The sequence below is a fragment of the Fimbriimonas ginsengisoli Gsoil 348 genome, assembly GCF_000724625.1.
Classification (GTDB): domain Bacteria; phylum Armatimonadota; class Fimbriimonadia; order Fimbriimonadales; family Fimbriimonadaceae; genus Fimbriimonas; species Fimbriimonas ginsengisoli.
In genome coordinates this window covers 4814449-4837657 of sequence record NZ_CP007139.1, presented here as the reverse complement: position 1 = coordinate 4837657, position 23209 = coordinate 4814449, and the positions used below count along the sequence as shown (strand labels likewise).

Annotated in this window: 21 protein-coding genes and 1 tRNA gene; 11 read left to right on the top strand and 11 right to left on the bottom strand. The window is 61.0% G+C overall.

Annotated features, from left to right (window positions below; all coding sequences use genetic code 11):
• Positions 1 to 29: 29 nt before the first annotated feature.
• Positions 30 to 662, top strand: coding sequence for a hypothetical protein (locus OP10G_RS21790; RefSeq protein ID WP_025228315.1), 633 nt, complete (start codon positions 30 to 32; stop codon positions 660 to 662).
• Here the strand turns inward: OP10G_RS21790 and OP10G_RS21785 are convergent.
• Entirely contained in the window at positions 637 to 987 is a 351-nt protein-coding gene (locus OP10G_RS21785; protein WP_038476403.1) for an MmcQ/YjbR family DNA-binding protein, read from the bottom strand. The genes OP10G_RS21790 and OP10G_RS21785 overlap by 26 nt on opposite strands.
• 94 nt (positions 988 to 1081) lie before the next feature.
• Here OP10G_RS21785 and OP10G_RS21780 point away from each other — a divergent pair, with 94 nt between their 5' ends.
• On the top strand, positions 1082 to 1831 hold the full coding sequence (locus OP10G_RS21780) for a hypothetical protein (protein WP_025228317.1): 750 nt from the start codon (positions 1082 to 1084) through the stop codon (positions 1829 to 1831).
• Positions 1832 to 2082: 251 nt separating this feature from the next.
• On the opposite strand, the gene ppdK is transcribed toward OP10G_RS21780, so the two are convergent.
• Complete coding sequence (ppdK, locus tag OP10G_RS21775; RefSeq protein ID WP_025228318.1) at positions 2083 to 4746, bottom strand: pyruvate, phosphate dikinase; 2664 nt, start codon at positions 4744 to 4746, stop codon at positions 2083 to 2085.
• Positions 4747 to 4937: 191 nt separating this feature from the next.
• Between ppdK and OP10G_RS21770 the strand changes: the two genes are divergently transcribed.
• Positions 4938 to 5927 (top strand): sugar phosphate isomerase/epimerase family protein, encoded by a 990-nt coding sequence (locus OP10G_RS21770; protein WP_025228319.1) that lies wholly within the window; start codon positions 4938 to 4940, stop codon positions 5925 to 5927.
• Positions 5928 to 6086: 159 nt separating this feature from the next.
• Here OP10G_RS21770 and OP10G_RS21765 read toward each other — a convergent pair whose 3' ends face one another.
• The 4 genes from OP10G_RS21765 to leuS all read right to left on the bottom strand — a co-directional run bounded on the left by OP10G_RS21765 (position 6087) and on the right by leuS (position 10399).
• Positions 6087 to 6494 carry a hypothetical protein gene (locus OP10G_RS21765; RefSeq protein ID WP_025228320.1) on the bottom strand — a complete coding sequence of 136 codons (408 nt, stop codon included), beginning with the start codon at positions 6492 to 6494 and terminating at the stop codon, positions 6087 to 6089.
• A 382-nt stretch (positions 6495 to 6876) separates the two neighbouring features.
• Positions 6877 to 6967: transfer RNA gene (locus OP10G_RS21760), tRNA-Ser, on the bottom strand.
• 47 nt (positions 6968 to 7014) lie between these two features.
• A complete protein-coding gene (locus OP10G_RS21755) occupies positions 7015 to 7683 on the bottom strand; it encodes a tetratricopeptide repeat protein (RefSeq protein ID WP_025228321.1) in 669 nt (222 codons plus the stop codon).
• Positions 7673 to 10399, bottom strand: a complete 2727-nt coding sequence (gene leuS / locus OP10G_RS21750) for a leucine--tRNA ligase (protein ID WP_025228322.1) — start codon at positions 10397 to 10399, stop codon at positions 7673 to 7675. The genes OP10G_RS21755 and leuS overlap by 11 nt, the downstream gene beginning before the upstream one ends.
• A 158-nt stretch (positions 10400 to 10557) precedes the next feature.
• Here leuS and melA point away from each other — a divergent pair, with 158 nt between their 5' ends.
• Entirely contained in the window at positions 10558 to 12090 is a 1533-nt protein-coding gene (gene melA / locus OP10G_RS21745) for an alpha-glucosidase/alpha-galactosidase (RefSeq protein ID WP_025228323.1), read from the top strand.
• A 30-nt stretch (positions 12091 to 12120) separates the two neighbouring features.
• Here the strand turns inward: melA and OP10G_RS21740 are convergent, their stop codons facing one another.
• The 4 genes from OP10G_RS21740 to OP10G_RS21725 form a co-directional block, all read right to left on the bottom strand.
• The gene (locus OP10G_RS21740; protein ID WP_025228324.1) at positions 12121 to 13962 is read right to left on the bottom strand and encodes a hypothetical protein; all 1842 of its coding nucleotides are present in this window, start codon (positions 13960 to 13962) and stop codon (positions 12121 to 12123) included.
• 149 nt (positions 13963 to 14111) lie between these two features.
• Positions 14112 to 14975, bottom strand: coding sequence for a carbohydrate ABC transporter permease (locus OP10G_RS21735; RefSeq protein WP_025228325.1), 864 nt, complete (start codon positions 14973 to 14975; stop codon positions 14112 to 14114).
• The gene (locus OP10G_RS21730; RefSeq protein ID WP_038473556.1) at positions 14959 to 16302 is read right to left on the bottom strand and encodes an extracellular solute-binding protein; all 1344 of its coding nucleotides are present in this window, start codon (positions 16300 to 16302) and stop codon (positions 14959 to 14961) included. Before OP10G_RS21730 ends, OP10G_RS21735 begins: the two co-directional genes overlap by 17 nt.
• Positions 16295 to 17179 carry a carbohydrate ABC transporter permease gene (locus OP10G_RS21725; RefSeq protein WP_052547910.1) on the bottom strand — a complete coding sequence of 295 codons (885 nt, stop codon included), beginning with the start codon at positions 17177 to 17179 and terminating at the stop codon, positions 16295 to 16297. The genes OP10G_RS21730 and OP10G_RS21725 overlap by 8 nt, the downstream gene beginning before the upstream one ends.
• 91 nt (positions 17180 to 17270) lie before the next feature.
• On the opposite strand from OP10G_RS21725, the gene OP10G_RS25315 reads away from it, so the two are divergent.
• The 3 genes from OP10G_RS25315 to OP10G_RS21710 all read left to right on the top strand — a co-directional run bounded on the left by OP10G_RS25315 (position 17271) and on the right by OP10G_RS21710 (position 19942).
• Entirely contained in the window at positions 17271 to 17888 is a 618-nt protein-coding gene (locus OP10G_RS25315) for a hypothetical protein (protein WP_052547908.1), read from the top strand.
• 162 nt (positions 17889 to 18050) lie between these two features.
• Positions 18051 to 19220: a sensor histidine kinase gene (locus OP10G_RS25310; RefSeq protein WP_144241306.1), complete on the top strand. Its 1170-nt coding sequence runs from the start codon at positions 18051 to 18053 to the stop codon at positions 19218 to 19220.
• A 65-nt stretch (positions 19221 to 19285) separates the two neighbouring features.
• Positions 19286 to 19942: a response regulator gene (locus OP10G_RS21710; protein ID WP_025228329.1), complete on the top strand. Its 657-nt coding sequence runs from the start codon at positions 19286 to 19288 to the stop codon at positions 19940 to 19942.
• Between the two features lie 55 nt (positions 19943 to 19997).
• Here the strand turns inward: OP10G_RS21710 and msrB are convergent, their stop codons facing one another.
• Positions 19998 to 20396 carry a peptide-methionine (R)-S-oxide reductase MsrB gene (msrB, locus tag OP10G_RS21705; RefSeq protein WP_025228330.1) on the bottom strand — a complete coding sequence of 133 codons (399 nt, stop codon included), beginning with the start codon at positions 20394 to 20396 and terminating at the stop codon, positions 19998 to 20000.
• 49 nt (positions 20397 to 20445) lie between these two features.
• Here msrB and OP10G_RS21700 point away from each other — a divergent pair, with 49 nt between their 5' ends.
• From OP10G_RS21700 to OP10G_RS21685, 4 genes are all read left to right on the top strand, one after another.
• Positions 20446 to 21018 carry a DUF1003 domain-containing protein gene (locus OP10G_RS21700; protein WP_025228331.1) on the top strand — a complete coding sequence of 191 codons (573 nt, stop codon included), beginning with the start codon at positions 20446 to 20448 and terminating at the stop codon, positions 21016 to 21018.
• 51 nt (positions 21019 to 21069) lie between these two features.
• A complete protein-coding gene (locus OP10G_RS21695; protein ID WP_025228332.1) occupies positions 21070 to 21522 on the top strand; it encodes a hypothetical protein in 453 nt (150 codons plus the stop codon).
• A 155-nt stretch (positions 21523 to 21677) separates the two neighbouring features.
• A complete protein-coding gene (locus OP10G_RS21690) occupies positions 21678 to 22034 on the top strand; it encodes a DUF5658 family protein (protein WP_338031885.1) in 357 nt (118 codons plus the stop codon).
• A gap of 4 nt (positions 22035 to 22038) precedes the next feature.
• Positions 22039 to 23166 (top strand): Gfo/Idh/MocA family protein, encoded by a 1128-nt coding sequence (locus OP10G_RS21685; RefSeq protein WP_052547903.1) that lies wholly within the window; start codon positions 22039 to 22041, stop codon positions 23164 to 23166.
• The last annotated feature ends 43 nt before the right edge of the window (positions 23167 to 23209 follow it).

Sequence of the window (23209 nt, the reverse complement as noted above, 5' to 3'; positions counted from 1 at the left end):
TAGGGCGTGGCTAACTTAGGTGTTTTGAAATGGACGACCAATCGGATGTACGCATTCCACTCCGGGAAAACCCAGATCCGCGACGGATCAATCTCGTGGTTCTCTGCACGCTTTTCGCAGGGGCGATGGCGTTTGGGTTCGCGTACCTGTTGATTCCGAAACTGAACCAGCAAGCCGGGCCGCGGGCGTTCAATGTCGCGATTCTCGATGAGCCGGGTACGAGCGGACGAGCCGAGCGGTTCGCGGTGGTCACGGGAGGTGGCCGTATCGTCGAATCTCCAACCGGGACCGACTATCGAGCGGCGACGGGTCGGCCGGCTACGTTCATCGACATCATCGATGGGACGCCCCAATATGTCGGGCACTTGGTCCGAATCGACGGCGCATCCGTCCAGACGGTACCGGGGGACAAGATCTTTAGCATCGGTCCCACGGAGGCGGATAGCATCTTAGTAAAGATGGATGAGCCCACGAATCCGGGCCATAAGGGTGAGCATCAACTCGTCGTCCAACCGCGCGATACGGTCTTTCTGGTTGGCCGGCTGCTAAAGATGCCGCCAGTATCCACTTTGAGGAAATGGGGCCTAAACGATAAAGAGCGCGACCAGATCGGACGGCAGTCGGCTTACATCAAAGCTAACTTGGTTGAGGATGCACCTTAGATTTCTTCGGCGGTGAAACAACGAGCTCGTAGCTCCGGTCGATCAGCTCGAGCGCCATCTCGGCATTTTGAGGCTCGGCAAGATCGACGGATATCCACCCGTGGCGTGCGAGGTACGGCGCAGGGACGATTCCCGGGAGCTGAGTTAACGCCGCCTGCTCATCTTGAGTCGCCTTGACGGTGATTTTGTCGGAATCGACGCCGCCGAAGCAGAAGATCTTATCCTTCGGCTTCACCTTCCAAACCGTGTCACCCCACGGATAGTCCTCGTAGGCGTTTGGCTTGGAGAGGCAGTGGGCCTGGATGGTGGGGAAGTGGCTGTTCACGCTATCCATTCTATCGCCGAAAACTTAGTAACATGTTTACTGCAATTTTATGCGAACGCCGCTCCGTCATACTCCGTGAATGCACAAACGCATATTGTGGTTCGCGATCCTCGGTCTGATGTTTGGGGGTTGCGGGGGGAACTCGTCTTCTCAGACGAAAAGCGCCGTCCTTGCCGACGACACCCTCTACGTCGCGAGCCTGCCCGATGGCTTTCAGATGTCCATCGATTTAGATCGTGAAAAAGACGGCACGTACGAAGGCGATTACGAAGTCGAAGATCCGGGCGTTGATGAAGATCATGCGGGAGGTTTCCTGTCTGGAACGATCGAGGGAACCACTGTGCACTTGACGTGTCTCGCAAATAACGGCGCAACATTTACCCTGGACGGAACTGTAAAGCCGAATAACGTGCTTAGTCTCACCCGCTCCGACGTGGGCGGTGCGGCTCTTGAGTTTGCACCGATCACGCGACCGTTGCCCGCTACCCGCGCCACCCGTAACTTCACGTTTGGATGCGGAGAGTCTGGAGATGCCAAATCAGTGGCGTCAATCGATACGGCTCCCACTTACGTTTTCGCTAGCGGCGCTAAACAATACAAAGGGACTTGGCTGGGCTTTCCTGTCGAATTCACTACGTTCACGGATGGGAAGGCGTATATTACCGTTCAGATTCCGTATCAACAAATGAGAACGAATAACTTCGTTTGCGCCCTAGAAGACTTGGGAGTGAAAACTTCTAAAGGTTTGCTCGGAAGTATGTTGGTTCTCTACCCTAAGAACACCGTCATCACCACCCTTCGTTACGGGCAGACCGGGATTAACACATATCTGATCGCGCCATAGCGGGGTTATTGTCGGCGTCTGCACCAAATATTGAAAGGTGCCTCCGGTCGTTTTCGACCGGAGGCACAGAAGTCCCCACGACAGCTACCCCACCGGCGTTGCGTTCAGAGAAGGCCGCAACCCCGTTGGGGTTGGAATGATTCGGTCTCTGTCCCAGGGTAGCTCGTTCCTCGCAACCCTTCGCTAGCGGACGTAATCCCTTCGGGATAATTGAGACGACCTTCCCGTTTCCGGGAAGGCCTTCTCTCGATCTACTTGTCCGAGACGCCTTTACCCAGAGCGGCCTGGGCCGCCGCGAGGCGGGCGATCGGGACGCGGAACGGGGAGCAGCTCACGTAGTCCAAGCCGATCTCGTAGCAGAACTGCACGGACGACGGGTCGCCGCCGTGCTCGCCGCAGATTCCGAGCTTGATGTTCGGGCGGACCTTCTTCGCCTTGTCGATGGCGATCTGCATGAGCTGGCCGACGCCCTTGCGGTCGATGCTCTCGAACGGGTCGCCGGGCAGAATCTTCCGCTCTACGTACGGCTTGAGGAACTTGTCCGAGTCGTCGCGGCTGAAGCCGAAGGTCATCTGCGTGAGGTCGTTGGTGCCGAACGAGAAGAACTCGGCTTCGACGGCGATCTCGTCCGCGGTAAGGGCGCCGCGAGGAACCTCGATCATGGTGCCGAACGAGTAGGGAATCGAAACGCCCTGCTCGGCCTCGACCGCCTTGGCGGTCTTCTCGAGGTCGGCCTTGATGGTGGTGAGCTCGTTCACGTGCCCGACAAGCGGAATCATGATCTCGGGAACCGCCTTGCCGCCGGCCTTGATGACCGACGCGGCGCCTTCGAGGATCGCCCGAACCTGCATGGCGACGATCTCCGGATAGACGATCGAGAGGCGAACGCCGCGGAGGCCGAGCATCGGGTTGATCTCGTGCATCGACTCGGCCGCCCGAAGCATCGTTTCCTTTGCAGCATCCGACTTTCCGGCCGCCTTATCGACGGCGACCTCGGCGGTTAGCTCCGTGAGGTTGGGGAGGAACTCGTGAAGCGGCGGGTCGATCAGGCGGATCGTCGCGGGTCGACCTTCGAGTGCCTCGAAGATTCCCTTGAAGTCCTCGCGCTGGAACTCGAGAAGCTCGCCCAGCTTGGCGGCGCGAGTCTCAGGGTTGTCGATGTCCAGAATCATGCTCACTACGACCGGACGCCGGTCTCCCTCGAAGAACATGTGCTCGGTTCGGGTGAGGCCCACGCCCTCGGCGCCCAACTCAATCGCCTTGCGGACGTCGGCAGGGGAGTCGGCGTTGGCACGGACGCCCATCTTGCGGAACTCGTCGGCCCAACCCATGAAGGTTCCGAAGTCGCCGGTCATCTTGGCGTCTTCCACTGGCACCTGGCCATGGATGACTTCCCCCAGGCCGCCATTGAGCGAGATGTAGTCGCCTTCCTTGATGGTGACGTCGCCGATCGTGAACTGGCGCTTTTCCGCGTCCACGCGGATGGAGGAGCAGCCGGCGACGGTGGGGATGCCGAAGCCGCGGGCGACCAGGGCCGCGTGGGAGGTCATTCCGCCGCGCTCGGTGAGAACGCCCTGAGCGGCAAGCATGCCGGCCAAGTCGTCGGGAGAGGTGTCCGCGCGAACGAGGATCACGCGCTGACCCTGGCCGCCCTTGCCCATCTCGGCGGCACGGTTGGCGTCGAAGACGGCAACGCCGGTCGCCGCGCCGGGACCGGCAGGGAGACCCTTGGCGATGACGTCGTACTTGGTGCCGGGGGCGATGACGGGGAGGAGAACCTGGTTGAGCAGGTCGGGGTTCACACGAGCGATCGCCTCTTCCTTGGTGATGAGACACTCGTGGACCATGTCGACCGCAGTCTTGACGGCGGCGGTGCCAGTGCGCTTTCCGGAGCGGCACTGCAAGATGAACAATTTGTTCCGCTCGATGGTGAACTCGATGTCCTGCATGTCCTTGTAGTGGTGCTCGAGGACATTGCAGAAGTTGACGAACTCGTTGTAAATGATGGGGTTCTGGAGCTTTAGCTCGTTCAGGTCGAGAGGAGTTCGCACGCCGGCGACCACGTCCTCGCCCTGGGCGTTCATCAAGTACTCGCCGAAGACTTCCTTATCGCCGGTGGAGGCGTTGCGGGTGAAGGCGACGCCCGTTCCGCAATCGTCGCCCATGTTCCCGAAGACCATGGCCTGGATGTTGACGGCGGTGCCGATGGCGTCGTCGATCTTCTCGCGTCGGCGGTAGATGATGGCTCGCTCATTATTCCAGGAGCGGAATACAGCCTCGACCGCTTCCTTCATCTGCTCGCGAGCGTCTTGCGGGAAGGTGACGCCCTTGCTTTGGACGTACGCCTTGTACCGCTCGCAAAGCTCCTTCAGCTTATCTGCGGAGACCTCAAGGTCTTCTTTCACGCCGAGCTCCGCCTTCAGGTCGTAGAACTGGTGCTCGAAATCGTGCTTGGAAATGCCTTCGTAACGGTCGCCGAAAGCGACGTCGGACAGCATCATGATGAGGCGGCGGTAGCTGTCGTAAACGAAGCGAGGGTCGGCGCCCTTGGCGATCATCCCTTCCGCGACCTGGTCGTTGAGACCGAGGTTGAGGACGGTATCCATCATGCCGGGCATGGAGAATTTGGCGCCGGAGCGGACGGAGAGGAGGAGCGGGTTATTGGGGTCGCCAAGGGTTTTGCCCTGGTCTTTCTCCACGTCCTTCAGTGCGGTCTCGATCTCTTCCATCAGACCGGCCGGCAGCTTCTTTCCGCTGGCGTAGTACTCGGTACAGACCTCGGTGGTGATGGTGAATCCGGGGGGGACGGGGAGACCGATGTTGGACATTTCGGCGAGGTTCGCACCTTTACCGCCAAGGAGATCCCGCATGCTCTTGTCGCCCTCGCGGAAGAGATAGACGCGCTTATTGCTCATATTTAAGATTTGCTCCGTATCTGATGCTGGGTGAGGCCGACTACTCTGGCGGTCCAAACACTCTTCGGGCGGGAGTTTACCGTTTACGTCGTCGGGGGTTCACGCCCCGTTTCTTTTTAGGCCCTTGTCGCTCCGTTGCGGATACATCCATAATCGGCACGACGCATCGCGGCAGAGGGAACGAGGAAGAGATGAAGATTGGAATTTTTACGGCGTTGTTCGGCGATAAGAGCCTGACCGAGGCGCTCGACATTATCAAGGCAGAGGGGATCCAGGCGGTCGAGTTCGGAGCGGGGGCGTATCCGGGCGCGGCGCACCTTGGCAAGACTCATGAAGCGGTGGAGACCCTGATCTCCGACAAGGGAGCACGCGACCGGCTGGTGCACGAAGTCGAGAGCCGAGGGCTCATGATCTCGGCGATCTCCTGCCACGGCAATCCGCTGCATCCAAACAAGGCGATCGCGGAAGACCACCACCGTGCCTTTGTGAACAGCGTCAAGCTGTCGAGCGCACTGGGTATCGGGGTGGTCAACGGCTTTTCCGGCTGTCCGGGCGAGGGGCCGAACGCGGTCAACCCGAACTGGGTCACCTGCGCCTGGCCGGACGAATACCGCGACATTCTCGAATGGCAGTGGAAGGAGTCCGTGATTCCTTACTGGACGGAGCAGGCGAAGCTGCTGAACGACCACAAGGTGAAGTTCGCCATCGAAATGCACCCCGGCTTCGTGTGTTACTCCAATGACACGCTATTGAAGCTACGAAACGCGGTGGGCGATGCGATCGGGGCGAACTTCGACCCTTCGCACCTCTGGTGGCAGGGTATCGATCCGATCGCGGCGGTTCGCGAGCTTGGCGCGGAAGGGGCTCTCTACCACGTACACGCGAAGGACACGAAAATCGACCCCTACAACTCGGGGCGCAACGGCAATCTCGATACGAAGTCGTACGGCGACATTCTTGGCCGGTCCTGGGTCTTCCGGTCGTGTGGGTACGGACACGGGCTGGAGTGGTGGAAGGATTTCTGCTCGAATCTGCGGATGGTCGGCTACGACTACGTCCTCAGCATCGAGCATGAGGACGGCCTTATGTCGCCGATCGAGGGGCTTCGCAAGGCGCTCAGCGTGCTGAAAGAGTCGGTTATCGCCGAATCGGCCGGCGAGATGTTCTGGGCAAAGGACTGATCCTCGCCGAGCGAGAGGCCGGGTGCCACGGGTGCAGGCGGATGCACGTGCCGCCGAAACCCGTGCTTCCATGGATAGAACACGGGTTACGACGGAAACACAAAGTCGCTAGATAAAGCCAGAGGCTCGGTTTCCGTCTACACCCGTGGCACCCCTTGCCTACTTGGTTTCTAGGTGGGCGACCAGGTCGTCGTGGCCGAAGTAGAAGTGCTGGGAGAGCTCGCCCGGGCGGAGCCAGATGAGGGCGGGGGAGAGCCCGCTCAGGGCGAATGAGGCGACTCGTTGACCTTCTTCAGGGGTTAGCGGGTCGCCGGTTTCCGTGGTCACGATCAGGTGGAGGAGGTCTTCCTCTCCTTCGAACTGGTAGCGGTAGACCCCCAACGAACCGGAGAAGTCGTTCGGCTCGAGACCGATGTTGATGAGGGCGAACCGGTCGTTCGGCCGAGCCAGATTCGGGTCGAAAACCGGAAGCTTGATCGTGCGGTTCGTAAGGACGTGCTCCACAATGCGGGCAAGCACCTCGTCGCGGCGGTTCAGTTCGTCGGCGCTTGCGGCGTAGGGGAACATGGCGTATTACCGATTTTTTCCGGCATCGGATCGGTTGGAAGCCGAACCAAAGGTTTCCCTTATCCCGAAGGGATAGCGTCCCCCAGCGAAGGGTTGCGAGGCACGAGTTCCGGCGATCGACGGCCTTTCTACCCCAACGGGGTTGCGTCCGGAAAAGGCCGCAACCCCGTTGGGGTAGAAACCTTGGCGGCGGTCACCACCAGGGTAGGACGCTACGCGGCTTACCAACCCTTGGCTGGGGGACGGAATCCCTTCGGGATAAAGGGTCGGCCGGGCCGAGGGAGGCTGCCGGAGACTCGATGGGGAGATCGGTAACGACAATTTTTTTTACTCGGGCGGGCCGCCCGAGATACTCACGGGCGAGCCGCCCGTGCCACCTTTCTGGCGGAGTGGGTGGGATTCGAACCCACGACTCGCTTTTGACGAGTACGAGCTTTCCAGGCCCGCTCCATCGACCACTCGGACACCACTCCGCGCCGGTGAAGAGTATGACAGGCGGTAGGCGTTGGGCGCTAGGCGTTCACTTACCGGTCGCCGTCTCAAGCAGTTGCTGCAGTTGGAGCGCCCGTTTGTTGCCGGGCCAAAGTTGGAGCGATTTGGCGATGTCCACGCGGGCGGCGGGGATATGCTTGAGTTGGACTTCGGCGGAGGCGCGGGCGACCAAGGAGGAGGCGTCGCTCGGGTCGATCTTGAGCGCCTCATCCGCCAGCCGATAAGCGTCCTCAAAGCGCCCCTGCTGGTTGCGAACCACCGACATCAGCCGCTTGGCATCCCCGACTCCCTTGGGGGAGAAATCGGAATCCTTGAGGGTGGAGTTGTTCAAGCACTGTTGAAGGCGCTGCTCCGCGCTTTCCCAGTCTTCCAAGATCACGTAGCATCGCCCGGCGTCTAGGAAGGAACCCGACTTTGCCGGCAAGAACGTGCTAACGGTGTCGAAAACCTGGGCGCACTTCCGAAGGTCGGCGCGTTCCGACTCCGAAATCTCCGCGCCGTCGTCGTATTTCGCGAAGATCGGGGCGGCGATTTGGGAGGCGTTGTTCAGGTCTCGCCGGTAGGTGTCCAGATCCATGATGCGGGGGAGGCCCGTGGGAGTCGGGACATCACGATTGGACAGAAGCAGCACCATTACAAGCGCGACGACGATGCCGACCGGAATCGACCACCGCTTCCATCCTTCGTTAGTTTGCAACGATGTTCACCAGCTTGCCCGGCACCACGATCACCTTTCGAACGGTTTTACCTTCCAGGTGGGGCGCTACTTTCTCTCGCCGTTTGGCCGCTTCCTCATGCTCCTCGTCCGATGCTCCGGCAGCAATCTCGAACGTGTCGCGCAACTTTCCGTTGATCTGAACCGCGATCGTCTTCGTGTCTTCGGCAGCCAACCGATCGTCGTAGGTCGGCCAATCCTGATGGTAGGTGAAACCAGAATTGCCGAGTGACTCCCAGAGCTCGTCCGCGGAATGGGGAGCGCCGGGCGCGAGCAGCAGGATCAGGGTTTCGATCGCCTCCGAAACGGCGAGCCCGGCCGCCCGGTCGTCGGCCGGCACCCCGCCGCCCACGATCTCGTTGATCGAGTTTACGTACTTCATCAGCCACGAAACGTAGGTGTTGAACCCGAACCGGTCGATGTCGCCGGTGACGTTTCGGATCGCCTGGTGGGTCGCGCGGCGCAGCTTTTTCGAAACGTCGCTCGCCTCCTCGAACGGGATGAAGTTCCGCCAGGACGCTTCGTAATGAGGCTTAAAGGTGTCAACAACCCGGAAGATGCGGCTGAGGAAGCGAGCCAGATCGCTCATGCCCTTGTTCTCCCACTCGATATCCGCATCGAACGGGGCGCGGAACAGCAGGTAGAGACGCAGGGCGTCCGCGCCGTACTCGGCGACGGCTTCGTCGGGGGTAACGACGTTCCCCTTCGACTTGCTCATTCGCGACCAGCGCCAGACCACGTCGTCTTTGGGCAACGCCTTCGCCTCCTCGAACGAGACGAGGATTCCTTCTTCGCCGGTGTCCAAACGCTCGTCTTCGCGCGGCTTGCGATATGGCGTGTAGCCGAGCACCTGACCCTGGTTACGCAGGGTTTGGAACGGTTCCTTGACCGTCACCAGGCCGGCGTCGTAAAGCACCTTGGTCCAAAAGCGGGCATAGAGCAGATGCATGACGGCGTGCTCGGCGCCGCCGACGTAGCAGTCGACCGGCATCCAGTACTTCGCCTTCTCCGGGTCCCACCCTCTCTCGTAGTTGTGGGGGTCGGCGAACCGCAGGAAGTACCAAGAGGAGCAGGCGAAGCCGCCCATCGTGTCGGTCTCACGCCGGCCCAAGCGGCCGTCGCCATCGACGACGTTTACGAACTCCGGGATATGCGCGAGCGGGGAAGTGCCGTCGCCGGTCGGCTCGTAGTTCTCCACCCACGGCAGCTCCACCGGCAGCGCACTCTCCGCGACGACTTCCATCTCGCCCTCTTTGGTGTGAATCACTGGAATGGGACAACCCCAGTACCGCTGGCGCGAAATCAGCCAGTCGCGGAGCTTGTATTGAATCTTCCGCTCACCGATACCGAGGCTTTCGATCCAGGTTCCGAGGGCATTCTGGGCCTCTTTGACCGGCATGCCGTCGTACTCGCCGGAATTGATGAGGATCCCTTCCTTGGTGATGAATGGGAGCGGGAAGCTCATCGTGGAGAACGGCGAATACAGAGCGACGTGTCCGTCCGCAGTTTCGACTTTATCGATCCTTTCGAAGGAAGCCGCCTCCGCGGGGGCGATGACCGGAACCACCGGGATATCGAACTTCTGAGCGAACTCGAAGTCGCGATCGTCGTGGCCGGGTACGGCCATGATCGCTCCGGTGCCGTAGGTGGCGAGCACGTAGTCGGCGATCCATATCGGTACCTTCTGGCCGTTGGCGGGATTGATGGCATACGCGCCGGTGAAAACGCCGGTCTTCTCGCGAGTTGTGGCCTGACGATCGACGTCGCTGAGGGTTCGCGCCTGCTCTTGGTAGGCGCGGATGCGAGCGCGATCGTCTTCCGTTACCGGCAACTTGTCCACGAGCTGATGTTCTGGCGCCAGGACGCAGAAGGTCATGCCGAAGATCGTATCGATCCGGGTGGTGAAGACGTCGAACGTGAGGCGTTGGATGTTGGGCGTTGGGCGTTCCTCGCTTAAGTCGTAGACTTTGTTTTCCCCAACGCCCAACGCCACGTTCATCCTGAACTGAACCCCTTCACTGCGCCCGATCCAATTTCTCTGCTGCGTTTTGATCCCTTCGGGCCAGTCGATGGTGTCGAGGTCGTCGATCAGACGCTGGGCGTAGTCGGTGATCTTGAAGAACCACTGGGGGATCCACTTCTTCTCAACCAGCGCGCCCGACCGCTCGCCTCGACCCGCGATGACTTCCTCATCGGCGAGTACGGTCTTGTCGACCGGATCCCAGTTGACGGCGGCGAGCTTCTGGTAGGCGAGGCCACGCTTGAACAGCAACTCGAAGATCCACTGGGTCCACTTGTAGTAGTCGGGATCGGAAGATTTGAACGAGCGCGACCAGTCGTAGCCGATACCGATCAGCGTCATTTGGCGCTGGTAATTGGCGGCGTATCGCTCGATCATCGGCGCCGGGTGGCTCTGCCGTTTAATCGCTTCGTTCTCGGCCGGCAAGCCGAACGCGTCGAATCCCATCGGGTGCAGGACGTTGTATCCCTGCATGTAGCGCATGCGGGCGATTACGTCGGTCGGCACGAAGTTACGGGCATGCCCTACCGATAGACCCGCCCCGCTGGGGTAAGGGAAGAAATCTAGGCCGTAGAACTTCGGCCTTCCTTCTTCTTCACGGGTCTTGTAGAGCTCTGCTTCCTGCCATCGGTCGCGCCACTTCTGCTCGAACGATGCCGGTTCGTAACGGTCTGCCATATTCCCCATAAGCGTACCGTGGCACGTGGCTTCCAGCCCGCGTGTATCCCAGGGGCGTCCCGCACCTGGCTGGCGAACGTTCGTTCTCCTTGGCAACACGCCCGGGACGGACGTGATACACATGGGCAAGATGCCCATGCCACGGCTACAATCGGGGCATGTCGATCAAAGTTGCCGTTATCGGGGCGGGGAGCGTTGGGTTTACGCGGGGGATCTGCCGGGATATCTTGACCGTGCCTGAGCTTCAGGACACCAAGTTCGCGTTCCACGACATCAACGAACACAACCTCGATATGACCACGCAGCTGATGCGGCGCGACATCGAGGCGAACGGCGTGCCGGCGACGGTCACGCCGACTCTCGATCGAAAAGCCGCACTCGACGGAGCGGACTACGTCCTCTGCTTTGTCCGGGTAGGCGGACTCGAAGCGTTTGCGACCGACGTCGATATTCCGCTCAAGTATGGCGTCGACCAGTGCGTGGGCGACACCCTCGGCCCGGGCGGGATCATGTACGCGCAACGCGGCATTCCGGTGCTGCTGGACTTCTGCCGCGACATCAAAACCCACGCGGCGAGCGACTGCACCTTCCTCAACTACTCTAACCCGATGGCGATGCTGACTTGGGCGTGCAACAAGTACGGCGGCGTTAAGACGATCGGGCTTTGCCACGGCGTGCAAGGTGGACACTGGCAGATCGCCCGCGCAATCGAGAGTTGGGCGCGCGAGAAGGGGATGATCGCCGAGGACGAGAAGGTAACGAAGAAGGACGTCGACATCGTCTGTGCGGGGATCAATCACCAGACCTGGTACGTGCAGATACGTTGGCGAGGGATGGATATGGTCCCCCATCTGCTGGAGGCGTTCGAGTCGGTGGAGCACTTCCGGCAGACCGAGAAGGTGCGAATCGACATGTTGCGCCGATTCGGCTACTACAGCACGGAATCGAACGGACATCTCAGCGAGTACGTGCCTTGGTATCGGAAGCGTCCGAGCGAGATCATGGAGTGGATCGACCTGGGGTCGTGGATCAATGGGGAGACCGGCGGCTACCTACGGGTTTGCACGGAGGGGCGGCGCTGGTTCGAGCACGACTTCCCGAACTGGATGTCCGGCGAGCCGAACTCGTTCACCCCGGACAAGCGGGGCGAGGAGCACGGGAGCTACATCATCGAATCACTGGAGACGGGCCGGGTTTACCGCGGCCACTTCAATGTGGTGAACAACGGGGTGATCGCTAACCTTCCCAACGATTGCATCATCGAGGCTCCGGGCTACGTGGATCGAAACGGAGTCAACATGCCGCTGGTGGGCGATCTGCCGCTTGGCTGCGCTGCCGTCTGCAACGTCTCGGTTTCGGTGCAGCGGCTGGCCGTAGAGGCGGCGGTTCACGGCGACGACACCCTGCTAAAGCAGGCGATGATGATGGATCCGCTCACCGGGGCAGTCTGCAACCCGCCCGAGATTTGGCAGATGGCGGACGAGATGCTGATCGCGGGCGAGGCTTGGCTCCCGCAGTACAGCGACGCGATTTCCGCCGCGAAGGAACGTTTGGCAACCGGGCCGCTGGTCCTGACTCGCGACTACGCGGGCGCGGCGCGCCTGCCGACGAAGACGATCGAAGAAATGGAGACCAAGGCCCAAGAGCAGAGAAAGTTAGCCGGCGAAAGCGACAAAGCCAAGGAACGGTAGCCGTAGCGTCGGCGCCCCTTGGCGTAAAGGTTACGAGCCCGCTCTGTCGATCAGTTGGTTGAGGCGGGTGACGTCTACGATGCCGCGGCTGGCTAGGTAGAGGGCTCGCTTTGCCTCGGCGGTTCGGCCGGTTCGAATCTCGACGTCGGCGAGATCGAGGAGTGGGTCGGAGGTGTCGTGGGGGACACGGAGCATACGATTGAGCGTGCGGTAGGCGGCTTCGTAGTCTTTGTGAGACATGTAGTACCGGCCGAGGGCGTAGATCGCACCGCCGTTCTCCGGATTCAGCACGGTTGCACGCTGCAGGTAGCGGACGGCGAGCCGGTCATTGGAATCTAAAAGGAGCTGGCCCATCCCGAAGTAGGCGGCGTCGCTCTTGGGGTCGAGGCGGGCCGAGGTGGCGAGGGCGCGAAGCGCTTCTTCGTTCCGATCCATCTTGGTAAGAACCTGGCCGCGCATCAGAACGTAGCGCGAGGCCAGGGGACCGGCTTCAGCGCGGGCTCCGTTGTTGTCGAGGATACGGCGGGCGACCTTCTTGTCCGCCTTGAACTCCTTCTCCAGCGCTTGGTAGTCGTGCGTGTCGGCGGTGGCAAAGACCTGGGAGAGAAGATTGTCGCTCTGGTCCAGCGCCTCGGAGTAACGACCTTGGCTCTGAAGTGCGGTGAGGTAGTTGCCGCGCATGTAGAAAGACGAAGGGTCGTACTTCACACAAGCGGCGAAGAGGGTGGTCTCGTTCGCATGACGAGCGGAGCCCCACGGCACCAGGAAGAGACTAGCCGCCGCACCGGCGTAGGCAAGGACGGCGGGAACCTTCTGCACCTTGATCCGGGAGGCGGCGAAGCCGAGCAGGATGGCGGCCGCGGGACCGCAAAGGGCGACCCGGTACGGGGCGGCCAGCAGCGACGGGATCGGAATGATATTGCTGACCGGGAAGTAGACCAGCGCACCCCCGACGGCAACCCAGGCGAGCCGGGCGTCGAATTTCCACAGACGATAGATGCCGTACGGAATGGCGATCGTGAGAGCGGCGCCGAGGGCAAGCCACAGCGGGCTGCGCAAGATCTCCAAGGAGAAGGTATGCATGCTCCAAGGGTTAGGGGCTCCAAGCAGCAGGGCGTAGTTGAGAGTGGACCGCGAGATCTGGGAAGCGATTTCCGCGGCGGGGACGGTCGGCCCCTTGGCGATCTCGGGGGAGCCGAGGAGGAATAGCGCGAGGAAGCTGACGGTGGTGGCAGCGAACGGGACCGCCGACCAGAAGATCCGGCGGCGGCTCGCGCCGAACGCGAATCCGGCGAGAGGAGCGAGCAGCACCGCCGGGAGGACCTGTTCCTTGGTGAGCAAGGCGGCCCAAGCCGATAGCACTCCGACGGCGACCCACCACCATTTGCCACCCTGATAGAACTTGGCGACCCCGATCATCATCAGGACGAAGAAGAGGCAGGCCTGAGAGTCCGTGCGCCCGCCGATCCACGCGACCGCTCCGACCTGCGCTGGTTGGATCGCGAAGAAGAGCCCACCGAGCAGCGCCGCCTTCCGGGAGAGGCCGCACGACTGGGCGAGCACCACGATCAGATAGGTGGTGATCACATGGATCACGATGTTCGTTTGGTGGAGGAGGAATGGATTCGCGCCGTGGAATCGCATCTCCAACCAGAAGCTGGCCGAGACCAGCGGGCGGAAGTAGTGGAACAGGAACGGCTCGGTGAAGCAGTCGCGGAGCGATTTTCCGCCGCCGATCGCCGCTCCGGAGGAGATCATATGATCGTCCAGAATCGGCAACCCGCCCAGCGCCGGCAGGTACACCAGGGCGGACAGGATCAGGAGCGCCATCATCAAAAGGCGATCCCGAGTAAAGAACGGCTGCGTGCTCACACCCTTGTTTTCGGCGAGTTGCCGAATTTTGAGAGGGTGTGAGTCTTGTGGCGTTCTTAAGCCGTGTGCAACTCGGCCAACATTTTTCAGGGGCAGGCTGCCCCTGATACCCACGGGCGGGCCGCCCGTGCCACTCCAGACCTAGATTCTTAGTTCCGCCCGCCCGTCGTCGAGATCCCCTGCACGAAGGTTCGTTGGGCGAGGAAGAAGAGGAGGACGATGGGGAGGGTGAATACGGTGGCGGCGGCCATGAGGAGTCCCCACTTGCTGCCGTAGCTGGAATAGAACTGCTGGAGACCGTAGGCGAGGGTGTACTTGTTCGGGTCGTTGATGTACAGGAGCGGGCCCATGAAGTCGTTCCAAGTGCCGAGGAACTGGAAAAGGGCGCAGGTGGCGAGCGCGGGCTTGGCGAGGGGAAGAACGATCCGGGTGAAGACGGTCCATTCTTGGGCGCCGTCGAGACGGGCGGATTCGGCCAACTCTTCAGGGACCGTCTTGAAGAACTGGGTCAGCAGGAAGATGTAGAACGCCGAGCCGCAAAAAGACGGGACGGTGAGCGGAAGGTAGCTGCCGTACCAGCCGAGCCAGCGGAAGAGGGCGAAGACTGGAATCATCGTCACCTGGCCCGGCAGCGCCATCGTGGCGATCATGGTCGCAAACCAGAAGCCGCTCCCCTTGAACCGGATCCGAGCGAAGCCGTAGGCGACGACCGCGCTCGAGACCACTACGCCGAGAACGGTGATGGCGCAGAGGGTGAGGGTATTTCGCAGATAGACGCCGAACGGGACGAAGCGGAGGGCGTCGGGAAAGTTGCTCCAATGGGCCGACTTCGGGATGAGGCTGCTTAGCGAGACGCCGGCGGAGTTCAGTACCTCGGAATCGCTCTTCAGAGCAGTAGAGACCATCCACAACACGGGCAGGATGGCGGGCAGGCACAGAACGAGCAGCGCACAGTGGATCGCCAGGCGCTGCCAGCGATTGAGGGCGAGGGCGGGGCTATTGGGGGTAGCCAAGCGACTTCCTCCTTGCGATCTCGGCGCGAACCTGCTGATCGAGTCGCTTGAGCGAATCGTCGGGGGAGATGCTTCCACGTTGCGCGGCGTCTTCGGCGGCGTTTCGCTTGTCGCTGAGGAAGAGCTGGTAGGGCACGGGCGGCAGCGGCTGAATGTTGCGGCTGGGAAGCATCGACACGAACACCGCGAAGGCCGGATTCTCCTTCAGGTATCGCCGGTAGATCTCGGTGTTGGCGACCGCTCGCGACGGCGGCATTTGGGCCATTTTCACGAACGGGTCGGCGGCGGTGTTCGGATCGTCGAGCCCGTTCCACCACTTGACGAAATCCCACGCACCGTCGACGTTCTTGGCTCCTTTTGGAATCAAGATGAAGTTCCCTCCGGTACTTCCGGCAAGGGGAAGGCCGCCCTTTGGCGGCGGCAAAGGGAATACGCGGTACGGAACGTCCGGGGCGTACTTTCTGAGCTGCTCGACTCGCCACTGACCGTCCATGAGGATGCCGTAGTACCCCTGGATGAACGACCAGGCGCCGCCGAAATCGGAGCCTTGCGAGCTTTGGAACCGGACGACGTCGTCGAATCCTAGCCGTTTCCGCGCCTCGGCGGAGTGACGCATGGCGGTCCGGTTTTCGGGAGTGTCGATGGTGACCTGCTGCTTCCCGTTCCAGTCGTAAAGCCCGCCGCCGTAGGCGGGAGCGAGGGCGTTGAATCCGACCGGCATGAAGCCGATTCGCGTGAGGTTGCCGTTCTTATCCCGGCGGTCCATTCGATGACCGACTTCCTCGAGCTCCTCCAAGGTTTTCGGCACCCAAGTCTCGGGGTCGACCCCGGCTTCTTTGAGAATGTCTTTCCGCACGTAGCAGGCGCTGAGATTGAGACCGACGGCGAGGCCGTAGATGTGATCGTTGTAGATCCCGATCCGCTTGACGACCGGGTAGGCGTCACGGTCGTATCCTGCTCGCTCCGCGGGAGTCATCAGCTCGTCCATCGGTTGGAGGAGGCCAGCTTGCGCCCAAGTTGGGATGACCGGGTTCCACTCGACGATGGCGTCGGGCGGGTCGCCGCCCGCGATCCCCATCTGAAGCTTGGTCTCCGCCCCTTCGGGGAGAGAAAGTGGAACGACCTCGTACTTGTCCTGGCTGGCGTTGTACTTGGCGACGATGTCGTCCACAACCTCTTTCCACTCGCCGCTCCACATGTGCCAAATGCGGACCGCCTTGCGGCTGGGATGCTTGCGAAGCTGGGGCGAGGGAGCGGCGATGATGGCGACGAGGGTACCGACCAAGGCCACCAATCCCACGGCCTTGAGGGGGTGGAGCTTAGCCACCGTAGTGCACCCACTTTCGCTGAGTTCTGAAAACGAGAGCCGTCAACGTGACAACGAGCACGAACAGAACCCACGCCATGGCGCTGGCATAGCCCATGTCCAGATATTTCCAAGCTCTTTGGAACAGGTAGAGCGCATAAAACGTGGTGCTCTCCTCGGGCCCGCCTTGGGTCATCACGTAGGCTTGGGTGAAATATTGGAACGCCCCGATGATCCCCATGACCAGGTTGAAAAAGATCACCGGAGTCAGCATCGGCAGGGTGATCCGCCGCATCCGCTGCGCGCCGCTCGCGCCGTCGATCACGGCGGCTTCGTAGAGGTGGACCGGGATGTCTTTGAGCCCGGCCAGGTAGATCACCATGCTTCCGCCCACCCCCCAGAGGCCCATCATGACCAGGCTCCAGAAAGCCGTTTTTGAGTCGTTCAGCCAGTTCGGGCCGGTGACGCCGAAGAGTTTGAGGATCGAGTTGACGAGCCCGACTTGCGGGTTGAGCAGCCAAATGAAAACTACCGAGCCGGCTACGGCGGGGACTATCGACGGTAGATAGAAGATCGTGCGGTAGACGGAGATTCCCCGGACGTCGGCGTTGAGCAGCAAGGCGAGACCAACCCCGGCGACGATCCCCAGCGGCACCGCGACGAAAGCGTATTTGATCGTAATCCCAAGCGCCTTCCAAAAAAGCGGATCGTCGTGGAGGAGCGAGGCATAGTTCGCCGCGCCGACCCAGTGAGGCGAGGTCACGATGTCGTACCGGGTGAACGACAGGTAGATGCTGGAGATGAACGGGGCCGCGGTAAATACCAGGAACCCGATAAGCCAGGGCGCGATGAATGCGTAGCCGAGCAGGTTCTGGCGCAGAGCGAGCTTCGATCGCATGGCGGTCGCTTGCACTTTAGCACGGGGTGGCGGCCCATGCCGACGCGGGACCCTCTAAGGATTCCGAAAACCGGCCGATATGAGAATTACCATGCGAAAAAGCCTTGTGAAAGTTTTCATCCTGTTAGGTGCGGCCGGGGTCGGAGCGACCGCGATGTGGTTCTGGGACGACTCGGTCCAGAAGTTCCAAGTGCACCTGGTCGAGCAGCAGCTCCTTTCGGGAATACAGCAGCCCGCGGTGGACATTCACAAGGTTGGCTTCCACGGCGCGTTCGCGGACCTTCACGCCCACCATCACGAGGAGGGAGCGGCGCATCACGACGATGACGAAGAAGTGAAACTGGCTCCGGCGAAAGAAAAGCAGCTCGCCGAGGCGGACGCTAAAGCCCGAGAATTGTTTGCCTCGCCGGGCGGCGCGTACACCCAGGCCGACATCGAACTGAACGGCAAAGTCCCGCCTTCGGAGCGATTCGAGAAGGTCGAGTTTCTCTACAGCATGAAGCCGTACCCGGGGCAGCCGATCGACCCGATTTTGAAGACGAAGACGGGGGGCGCATTCGACTGGTACATCGGCGGCAAGAAGTACCACTTCTCCTCGGTCGCAACCATCGAGGAGTTCGTCCTGCGGGCGAAGAAGGACCCCAGCTCGATCCAGAGTCCCGAGCATTACGTGGCGGCAAAGTCGGCGACGACCGTCGCCTCGCGCTAGTATCGGCTCCGGCCGATTTTGGAGTGCGCGACCTCGGTCGCGCTTTCCCCTCCCCGTGTGTCCGGAGAAAGCGCGACCGAGGTCGCGCACTCCCAAGGCAAGCTCGTGGGGTCTGAAGAAAACCATCCGTTCATCGGCTGGGAGCCGATGCTACATTAGGGTGTGAGGCCGCTTGGTATTCGGCTGTCTTCCCGGCGGGCGCAGCATTTGGTGTTCCTCGCGCACGTTTGGGCGTGCGCGCCGTTTCTCGTTTTCTGGATGCTGGACATGCACATCCGGGCGGTGATTGGGCCCGAGGCGGTGGCGATCTTGCGTCCAGTGATCGGGCTTACGCTGGTTTACTTGGCGGTTCGGACGGTGATCGCCTGGCGCGACCCGGATTGGCTGCCGTGGCAGTATGTATTTCCCCCGGTCGACGTTGCCCTCGTCAGCGCGATTCTCTTCCTTAGCCATCGAGGACCGATGAGCAATATCACTTTGCTCTTCTTCTTGCCAATGATCCAGGCGTCGGGCTCGCTGAACGTTCGTTGGGCGGCCGCGGTGGGGTTCATGGTCGTCATCGGAACCGCGGTGTCGACTTTTGGGGCGAACGAGATCGTGCCCGCGGATTTACCCCGGTCGACTCGCGAGCTGCTTCAACAAGACCCGCTCAACGTCACTTTCCGGATTTACTTCCTGATCGTCTTGTCTAGCTTAATGGCGTATCAGTCGCTGATCGCGGCGGGTCTTAAGGAGAAGTTGGGCGTGGCGGCAGACCGGAATCGGATCGCGATGGATATGCACGACGGCGTGCAGGGGCACCTCATCGCGCTCTCGTCGCAGCTCGAGCTGATGGCAAGGGTAGCGCCGAAGGATGGCGTTCGGGCGGCGGAGCTGGCGGAAGAGGGAAGAGAATCGGCCCGCCAGGCGGCGGACGAGCTGCGGTTCCTGGTTCAGCGCCTACGAGCCCCGGCTTTGGAAGACGGATTCGTTCCCGCGTTGCGCCAGTACGCGCACAACCTTTGCGAGCGGCACGGTTTACGGCTCGATTTCCAGGTGGTTGGGAAGGAGGTGCCTCTGGAGCCGGAGGTCGAGAACGCCCTGTTCCGGATCGCTCAGGAGTCGATTACCAATGTGGTGAAGCACGCCGGCGCAGCTCAGGTGACGGTGAGCGTTGCCTTTCAAGGAATGAGCGCGGAGCTCGTCGTCCAAGACGATGGCCAGGGGTTCGGCGTCGTCCGCGAGGGGGTCGGCCTGATTGGGATCCGCGAGCGCGCCGCCCGGGCCGGTGGCGCGGCGGAGGTCACCTCCTCTCCTGGTGGGGGGACTCGGGTGAAGGCTAGCTTTACTTAGGCCCGGCTGGAAGCCGGGCTGACACTGGAGAAGATGCCGGCAGAATGCCGGTACTACAATAGATCGTGGAAAAGATTCGCGTGTTGGTGGCGGAGGACGATGGGACGTTGCGGCGGTCGCTGGTGGAGCTCCTTCGGCTCGAGGCGGATCTCACGGTCGTCTCGGAAGTGCCGGACGGGATGCAGGCGATCGCGGAGGCGATGGTGGTGCGGCCGGACGTGCTGCTCATGGATATCGAGATGCCACGCAAGAATGGGATCGATGCCACCCGGGAGATTCGTTCGAAGCTGCCGGATGCTCAGGTCGTTATCCTCACCAAATTCGGGGACGACGAAAACGTCTTCTCCGCGATCAAGGCCGGGGCCGTCGGCTATGTGTTGAAGGACGCCGGTTTGGATGCCATCGCGGGTGCGGTACGGGCGGCAAAAAGCGGCGAGGGGTTCTTGAGCCCGGCACTGGTATCTCGCGTCATGAACGAGTTCTCGCGGCTCTCGAAGTCGGCCCTGCACAACCGTCAACTGTTTACCGAGCTAAGCCGGCGCGAGGTCGAAGTTTTGGAATGTCTGGCTGCGGGAATGAAGAACGCGGCGATCGCGGACAAGCTTTGCCTTAGCGAAAAGACGGTGAAGAGCCACGTCGGCGCCATTTTGAGAAAGCTGCACGTGAACGATCGGGTCGAGGCGGGGCTCCTGGCTCAGAAGAGCGGCATCGCGCCAACGTAGCGTCGGCGTCCTTGCCGATGATTCCGGAACACATCGGCGAGGACGCCGACGCTACTTACGACGCCGGATCGAACTCTAGCGAGGCGGAGTTGATGCAGTAGCGCATGCCGGTTGGCGTCTGGGGGGCGTCGGGGAAGATGTGGCCGAGGTGGCCGCCGCACTGTTTGCAGGTGACTTCGACGCGCCGCATGCCGTGCGTCAGGTCCACGTGCTCCTCTACCTTCTCTGGGTCGAGCGCCTCATAAAAACTCGGCCAGCCGCATCGAGAGTCGAACTTAGCAGAGGAATCGAACAGCTCGGCGCCGCATCCGGCGCACCGGTAGACCCCCTTCTCTTTGTGGTTCCAGTATTCGCCGGTGAAGGCCCGTTCGGTCCCTTTTTCGCGCAGCACGTGGTACCGCATCGGCTCCAAGATTCCGCGCCATTCTTCGTTCGTTTTCGGCATTTCGGCCATGTCTATTTATACGCACTGGAGACCGCTTATCGCTTAGTCTGTATCGACCATGAGAAATAGACTTTCCGACGAAGAGCGGCAGCGAATCCGCGATGAGATGATGGAGTGCCGTAACCCTCGCCTAGCCGACGTTATTGAACGGAATATCGGAATAATCGAGGTTCTGCGCCGTGAGTCGGAAGCTAATCGGACAACTCAGGACCGAATCGCGGACGTCATCACCAACTGGTCGGGCAGCATGATGTTTGTCTATGTCCACATCGTCTGGTTCGGGATCTGGCTCGTTCTCAACCTGAACTTCGTTCCGGGGCTAAAGGCGTTTGATCCATTCCCGTTCTCGTTTCTTACGATGGTGGTTTCTCTGGAGGCGATCTTCCTATCGACGTTCGTCTTGGTCAGTCAAAACAAGCAGGGGGAGCTGAGCAGCCAGCGAGAAGCGCTCGACCTTCAGATCAACCTGCTGGCCGAGTACGAGATCACCCGAATGTTACGGCTCGTGGACAAAATGGCGGAGAAAATGGGGATTGAGGACGCCTACGATGAGGAGATCGACCAGCTTACGCTGCCCGTCGCTCCCGACGTCGTGCTGCAGGAGATCGAGGCGCGGTCTCGCCAAGTGTAATTTTTTCTGCCGTTTCGAAACATTTCGACACCGGAAACGGTTGCATCAAACATGCGATCCGCGAAGAGCGCAATCCGCTTTCGGCCAATGCCGGCCTGGCTGCTCGCCCTCATTGGGTTCGGAGCACTTTTGCCGGTTGCGAGCGGCGAACCGTCTCTTAAGTTCCTCCCGGAAAGGAAAGTCGGCGAGGTCGCGGGTGGAAGCTTGCTTAGCAGTCTCTACACCTGGCACGGGGATCTCGTCGGTGATTTGCCGCAGTACGAAGAGGAGCTGGTTCGACATGGCTTTCAGGGCCGGCTTTGCTTCGAAGGAAACAACTGGGGTGCGACCTTCACCCGCAAAGACGGCGTAAAGGTTCGCCTCTCTTGGGGACGATGGGCGTTCGATGGGCGGGCAGGCTATCAGGTGGATGCGAACGACCACGATTGCGTGAGCGCGAGGATCGACGAGCCGATCCGATCGGTGGCGCTTTGGCGGCAACTCGTTCTGCACTTACACCGGTAAGTCGAGGGGTCGCGAGCCATCACACGAGTCTCGACCGAACCCCCTAAATGCCCCCTTTTTGGGTGACAAACACGTTAAAGCAGGTAAAAATGCTTAAGGTTTATGGGGTAGCGCGGTTGCCGGATGAGCCCAAACCGGTGTAGCTTCAAATTACGGTGGTGAGAAATGCAGTTGCACTCGAGCGACGGGATGTCCGGCCGTTGGTTTTGCCAGAAACGCTTCTTCTCGCGACAATCTGTTTTGCGGACATGATCCAGACGCTGGTCGTCGTTGGATCGGGAAAAGCCGTCGAGGCGAACCCGGTTCTTGCTCGTGCGATGGCTTACAGCCCTTGGGCTTTCGTGGCTCTCAAGATGGTGTCGTTCATTGCGCCGCTGGCCGCCGTCGAGCTGCTTCGGCACCGAAGCCCGAATTTCATTAGATTGGCGCTACGCATCGGCGCGATCGGATACCTCGTCGTCTACATCGTCGGTTCTCTACATATCAACCATGTTCTGCAGCTACCATGGTAAGTAGATGGGCAAGCTTCGCATCGGCATCGTGGGCCGTCGTGGAACGGCGCACGTGGCCGGTTTTCGGGCGCATCCCAGCGCGGAAGTAGTCGCAATTTGCGACCTCGATCCGCGGCGCGTCGAATCCGAAGCGGCCGCCCATGATATTCCGCTGCGATTTACAAGTTTCGACGAAATGCTCGAGAGGGTTGACGCGGTGTTCGTCGCGACTCCGATGCAGCTTCACGCCGAACAGGTCGTTCAGTCTCTTGGCGCGGGCAAGCATGTCCTGAGCGAGGTAACCGCTTGCGTCTCACTGGAAGAGTGTTGGGCCATCCGCGACGCCGTGCTCGCCAGCGGCAAGACGTACATGATGGCGGAGAACTACGGTTACCGGCGGGAAGCCGTGCTGGTTTGCGAAATGGCCCGTCACGGCTTGTTCGGCGAGCTTTACTACGGCGAAGGGGAATACCTCCACGACATGAAGCCATACCATCACCTTGCCGACGGGACTCCGTCGTGGAGGTATCGCTGGCAGGTCGGCCAGCCGGGAAACACCTACCCGACCCACAGCCTGGGACCGGTAATGCAGTGGTTTAAAGCGGTCGATCCGTCGGAGCGGGTGGAGAGCGTGCTGTGTGTTGGCTCCGGGCGGTACAGCGACCCGGAGCATCCGCACGACGACACGACGAATACGCTCCTGAGATTGTCGAGTGGGAAGCAGATTCGCCTTCGGCTGGACATGATGTCGAACCGCCCACACCAGATGACTTATTACGCGCTCCAAGGGACTCACGGCGTATATGAGGCGTCGCGTCAGCAGGGAGGGCCAAGCCAGGTGTGGATAGGGAAGAACCCGCCACCCGGGCCGGTCAAGGACGAACACAGAGAATGGCGGCCGCTGTCCGACTTCGAGGCGCTCTTGCCAGACTGGTGGCTTGATCTGTCGACCGAGGCGGAACGCTCGGGGCATGGCGGGGGCGACTTTTTCGTCGCTTACAGCTTCGTGGACGCGGTGGTCGAACAACGTCCGGCGTCGATCGATCTGTACGATGGCTTGGAGTGGACGGCCGCCGGCCTGTGCTCGCAAATTTCGATCGCCAGGGGAGGCGAATGGATCAAGCTCCCGGACTTTCGGTCGCAAGCGGCCTAGCCATTACAGTTCGTTGCGACCTTCACCGCAAGGGTATTCCAAC

What these genes read in the sequence shown, in the direction of transcription:
- leuS (WP_025228322.1), bottom strand. Translation starts at nt 10,399, where the DNA reads ATGGCAGACCGTTACGAACCGGCATCGTTCGAGCAGAAGTGGCGCGAC.
- msrB (WP_025228330.1), bottom strand. Translation starts at nt 20,396, where the DNA reads ATGGCCGAAATGCCGAAAACGAACGAAGAATGGCGCGGAATCTTGGAG.
- OP10G_RS25315 (WP_052547908.1), top strand. Translation starts at nt 17,271, where the DNA reads ATGCGAAAAAGCCTTGTGAAAGTTTTCATCCTGTTAGGTGCGGCCGGG.
- ppdK (WP_025228318.1), bottom strand. Translation starts at nt 4,746, where the DNA reads ATGAGCAATAAGCGCGTCTATCTCTTCCGCGAGGGCGACAAGAGCATG.
- OP10G_RS21695 (WP_025228332.1), top strand. Translation starts at nt 21,070, where the DNA reads ATGCGATCCGCGAAGAGCGCAATCCGCTTTCGGCCAATGCCGGCCTGG.
- OP10G_RS21790 (WP_025228315.1), top strand. Translation starts at nt 30, where the DNA reads ATGGACGACCAATCGGATGTACGCATTCCACTCCGGGAAAACCCAGAT.
- OP10G_RS21700 (WP_025228331.1), top strand. Translation starts at nt 20,446, where the DNA reads ATGAGAAATAGACTTTCCGACGAAGAGCGGCAGCGAATCCGCGATGAG.
- melA (WP_025228323.1), top strand. Translation starts at nt 10,558, where the DNA reads ATGTCGATCAAAGTTGCCGTTATCGGGGCGGGGAGCGTTGGGTTTACG.
- OP10G_RS21685 (WP_052547903.1), top strand. Translation starts at nt 22,039, where the DNA reads ATGGGCAAGCTTCGCATCGGCATCGTGGGCCGTCGTGGAACGGCGCAC.
- OP10G_RS21770 (WP_025228319.1), top strand. Translation starts at nt 4,938, where the DNA reads ATGAAGATTGGAATTTTTACGGCGTTGTTCGGCGATAAGAGCCTGACC.
- OP10G_RS21765 (WP_025228320.1), bottom strand. Translation starts at nt 6,494, where the DNA reads ATGTTCCCCTACGCCGCAAGCGCCGACGAACTGAACCGCCGCGACGAG.
- OP10G_RS21725 (WP_052547910.1), bottom strand. Translation starts at nt 17,179, where the DNA reads ATGCGATCGAAGCTCGCTCTGCGCCAGAACCTGCTCGGCTACGCATTC.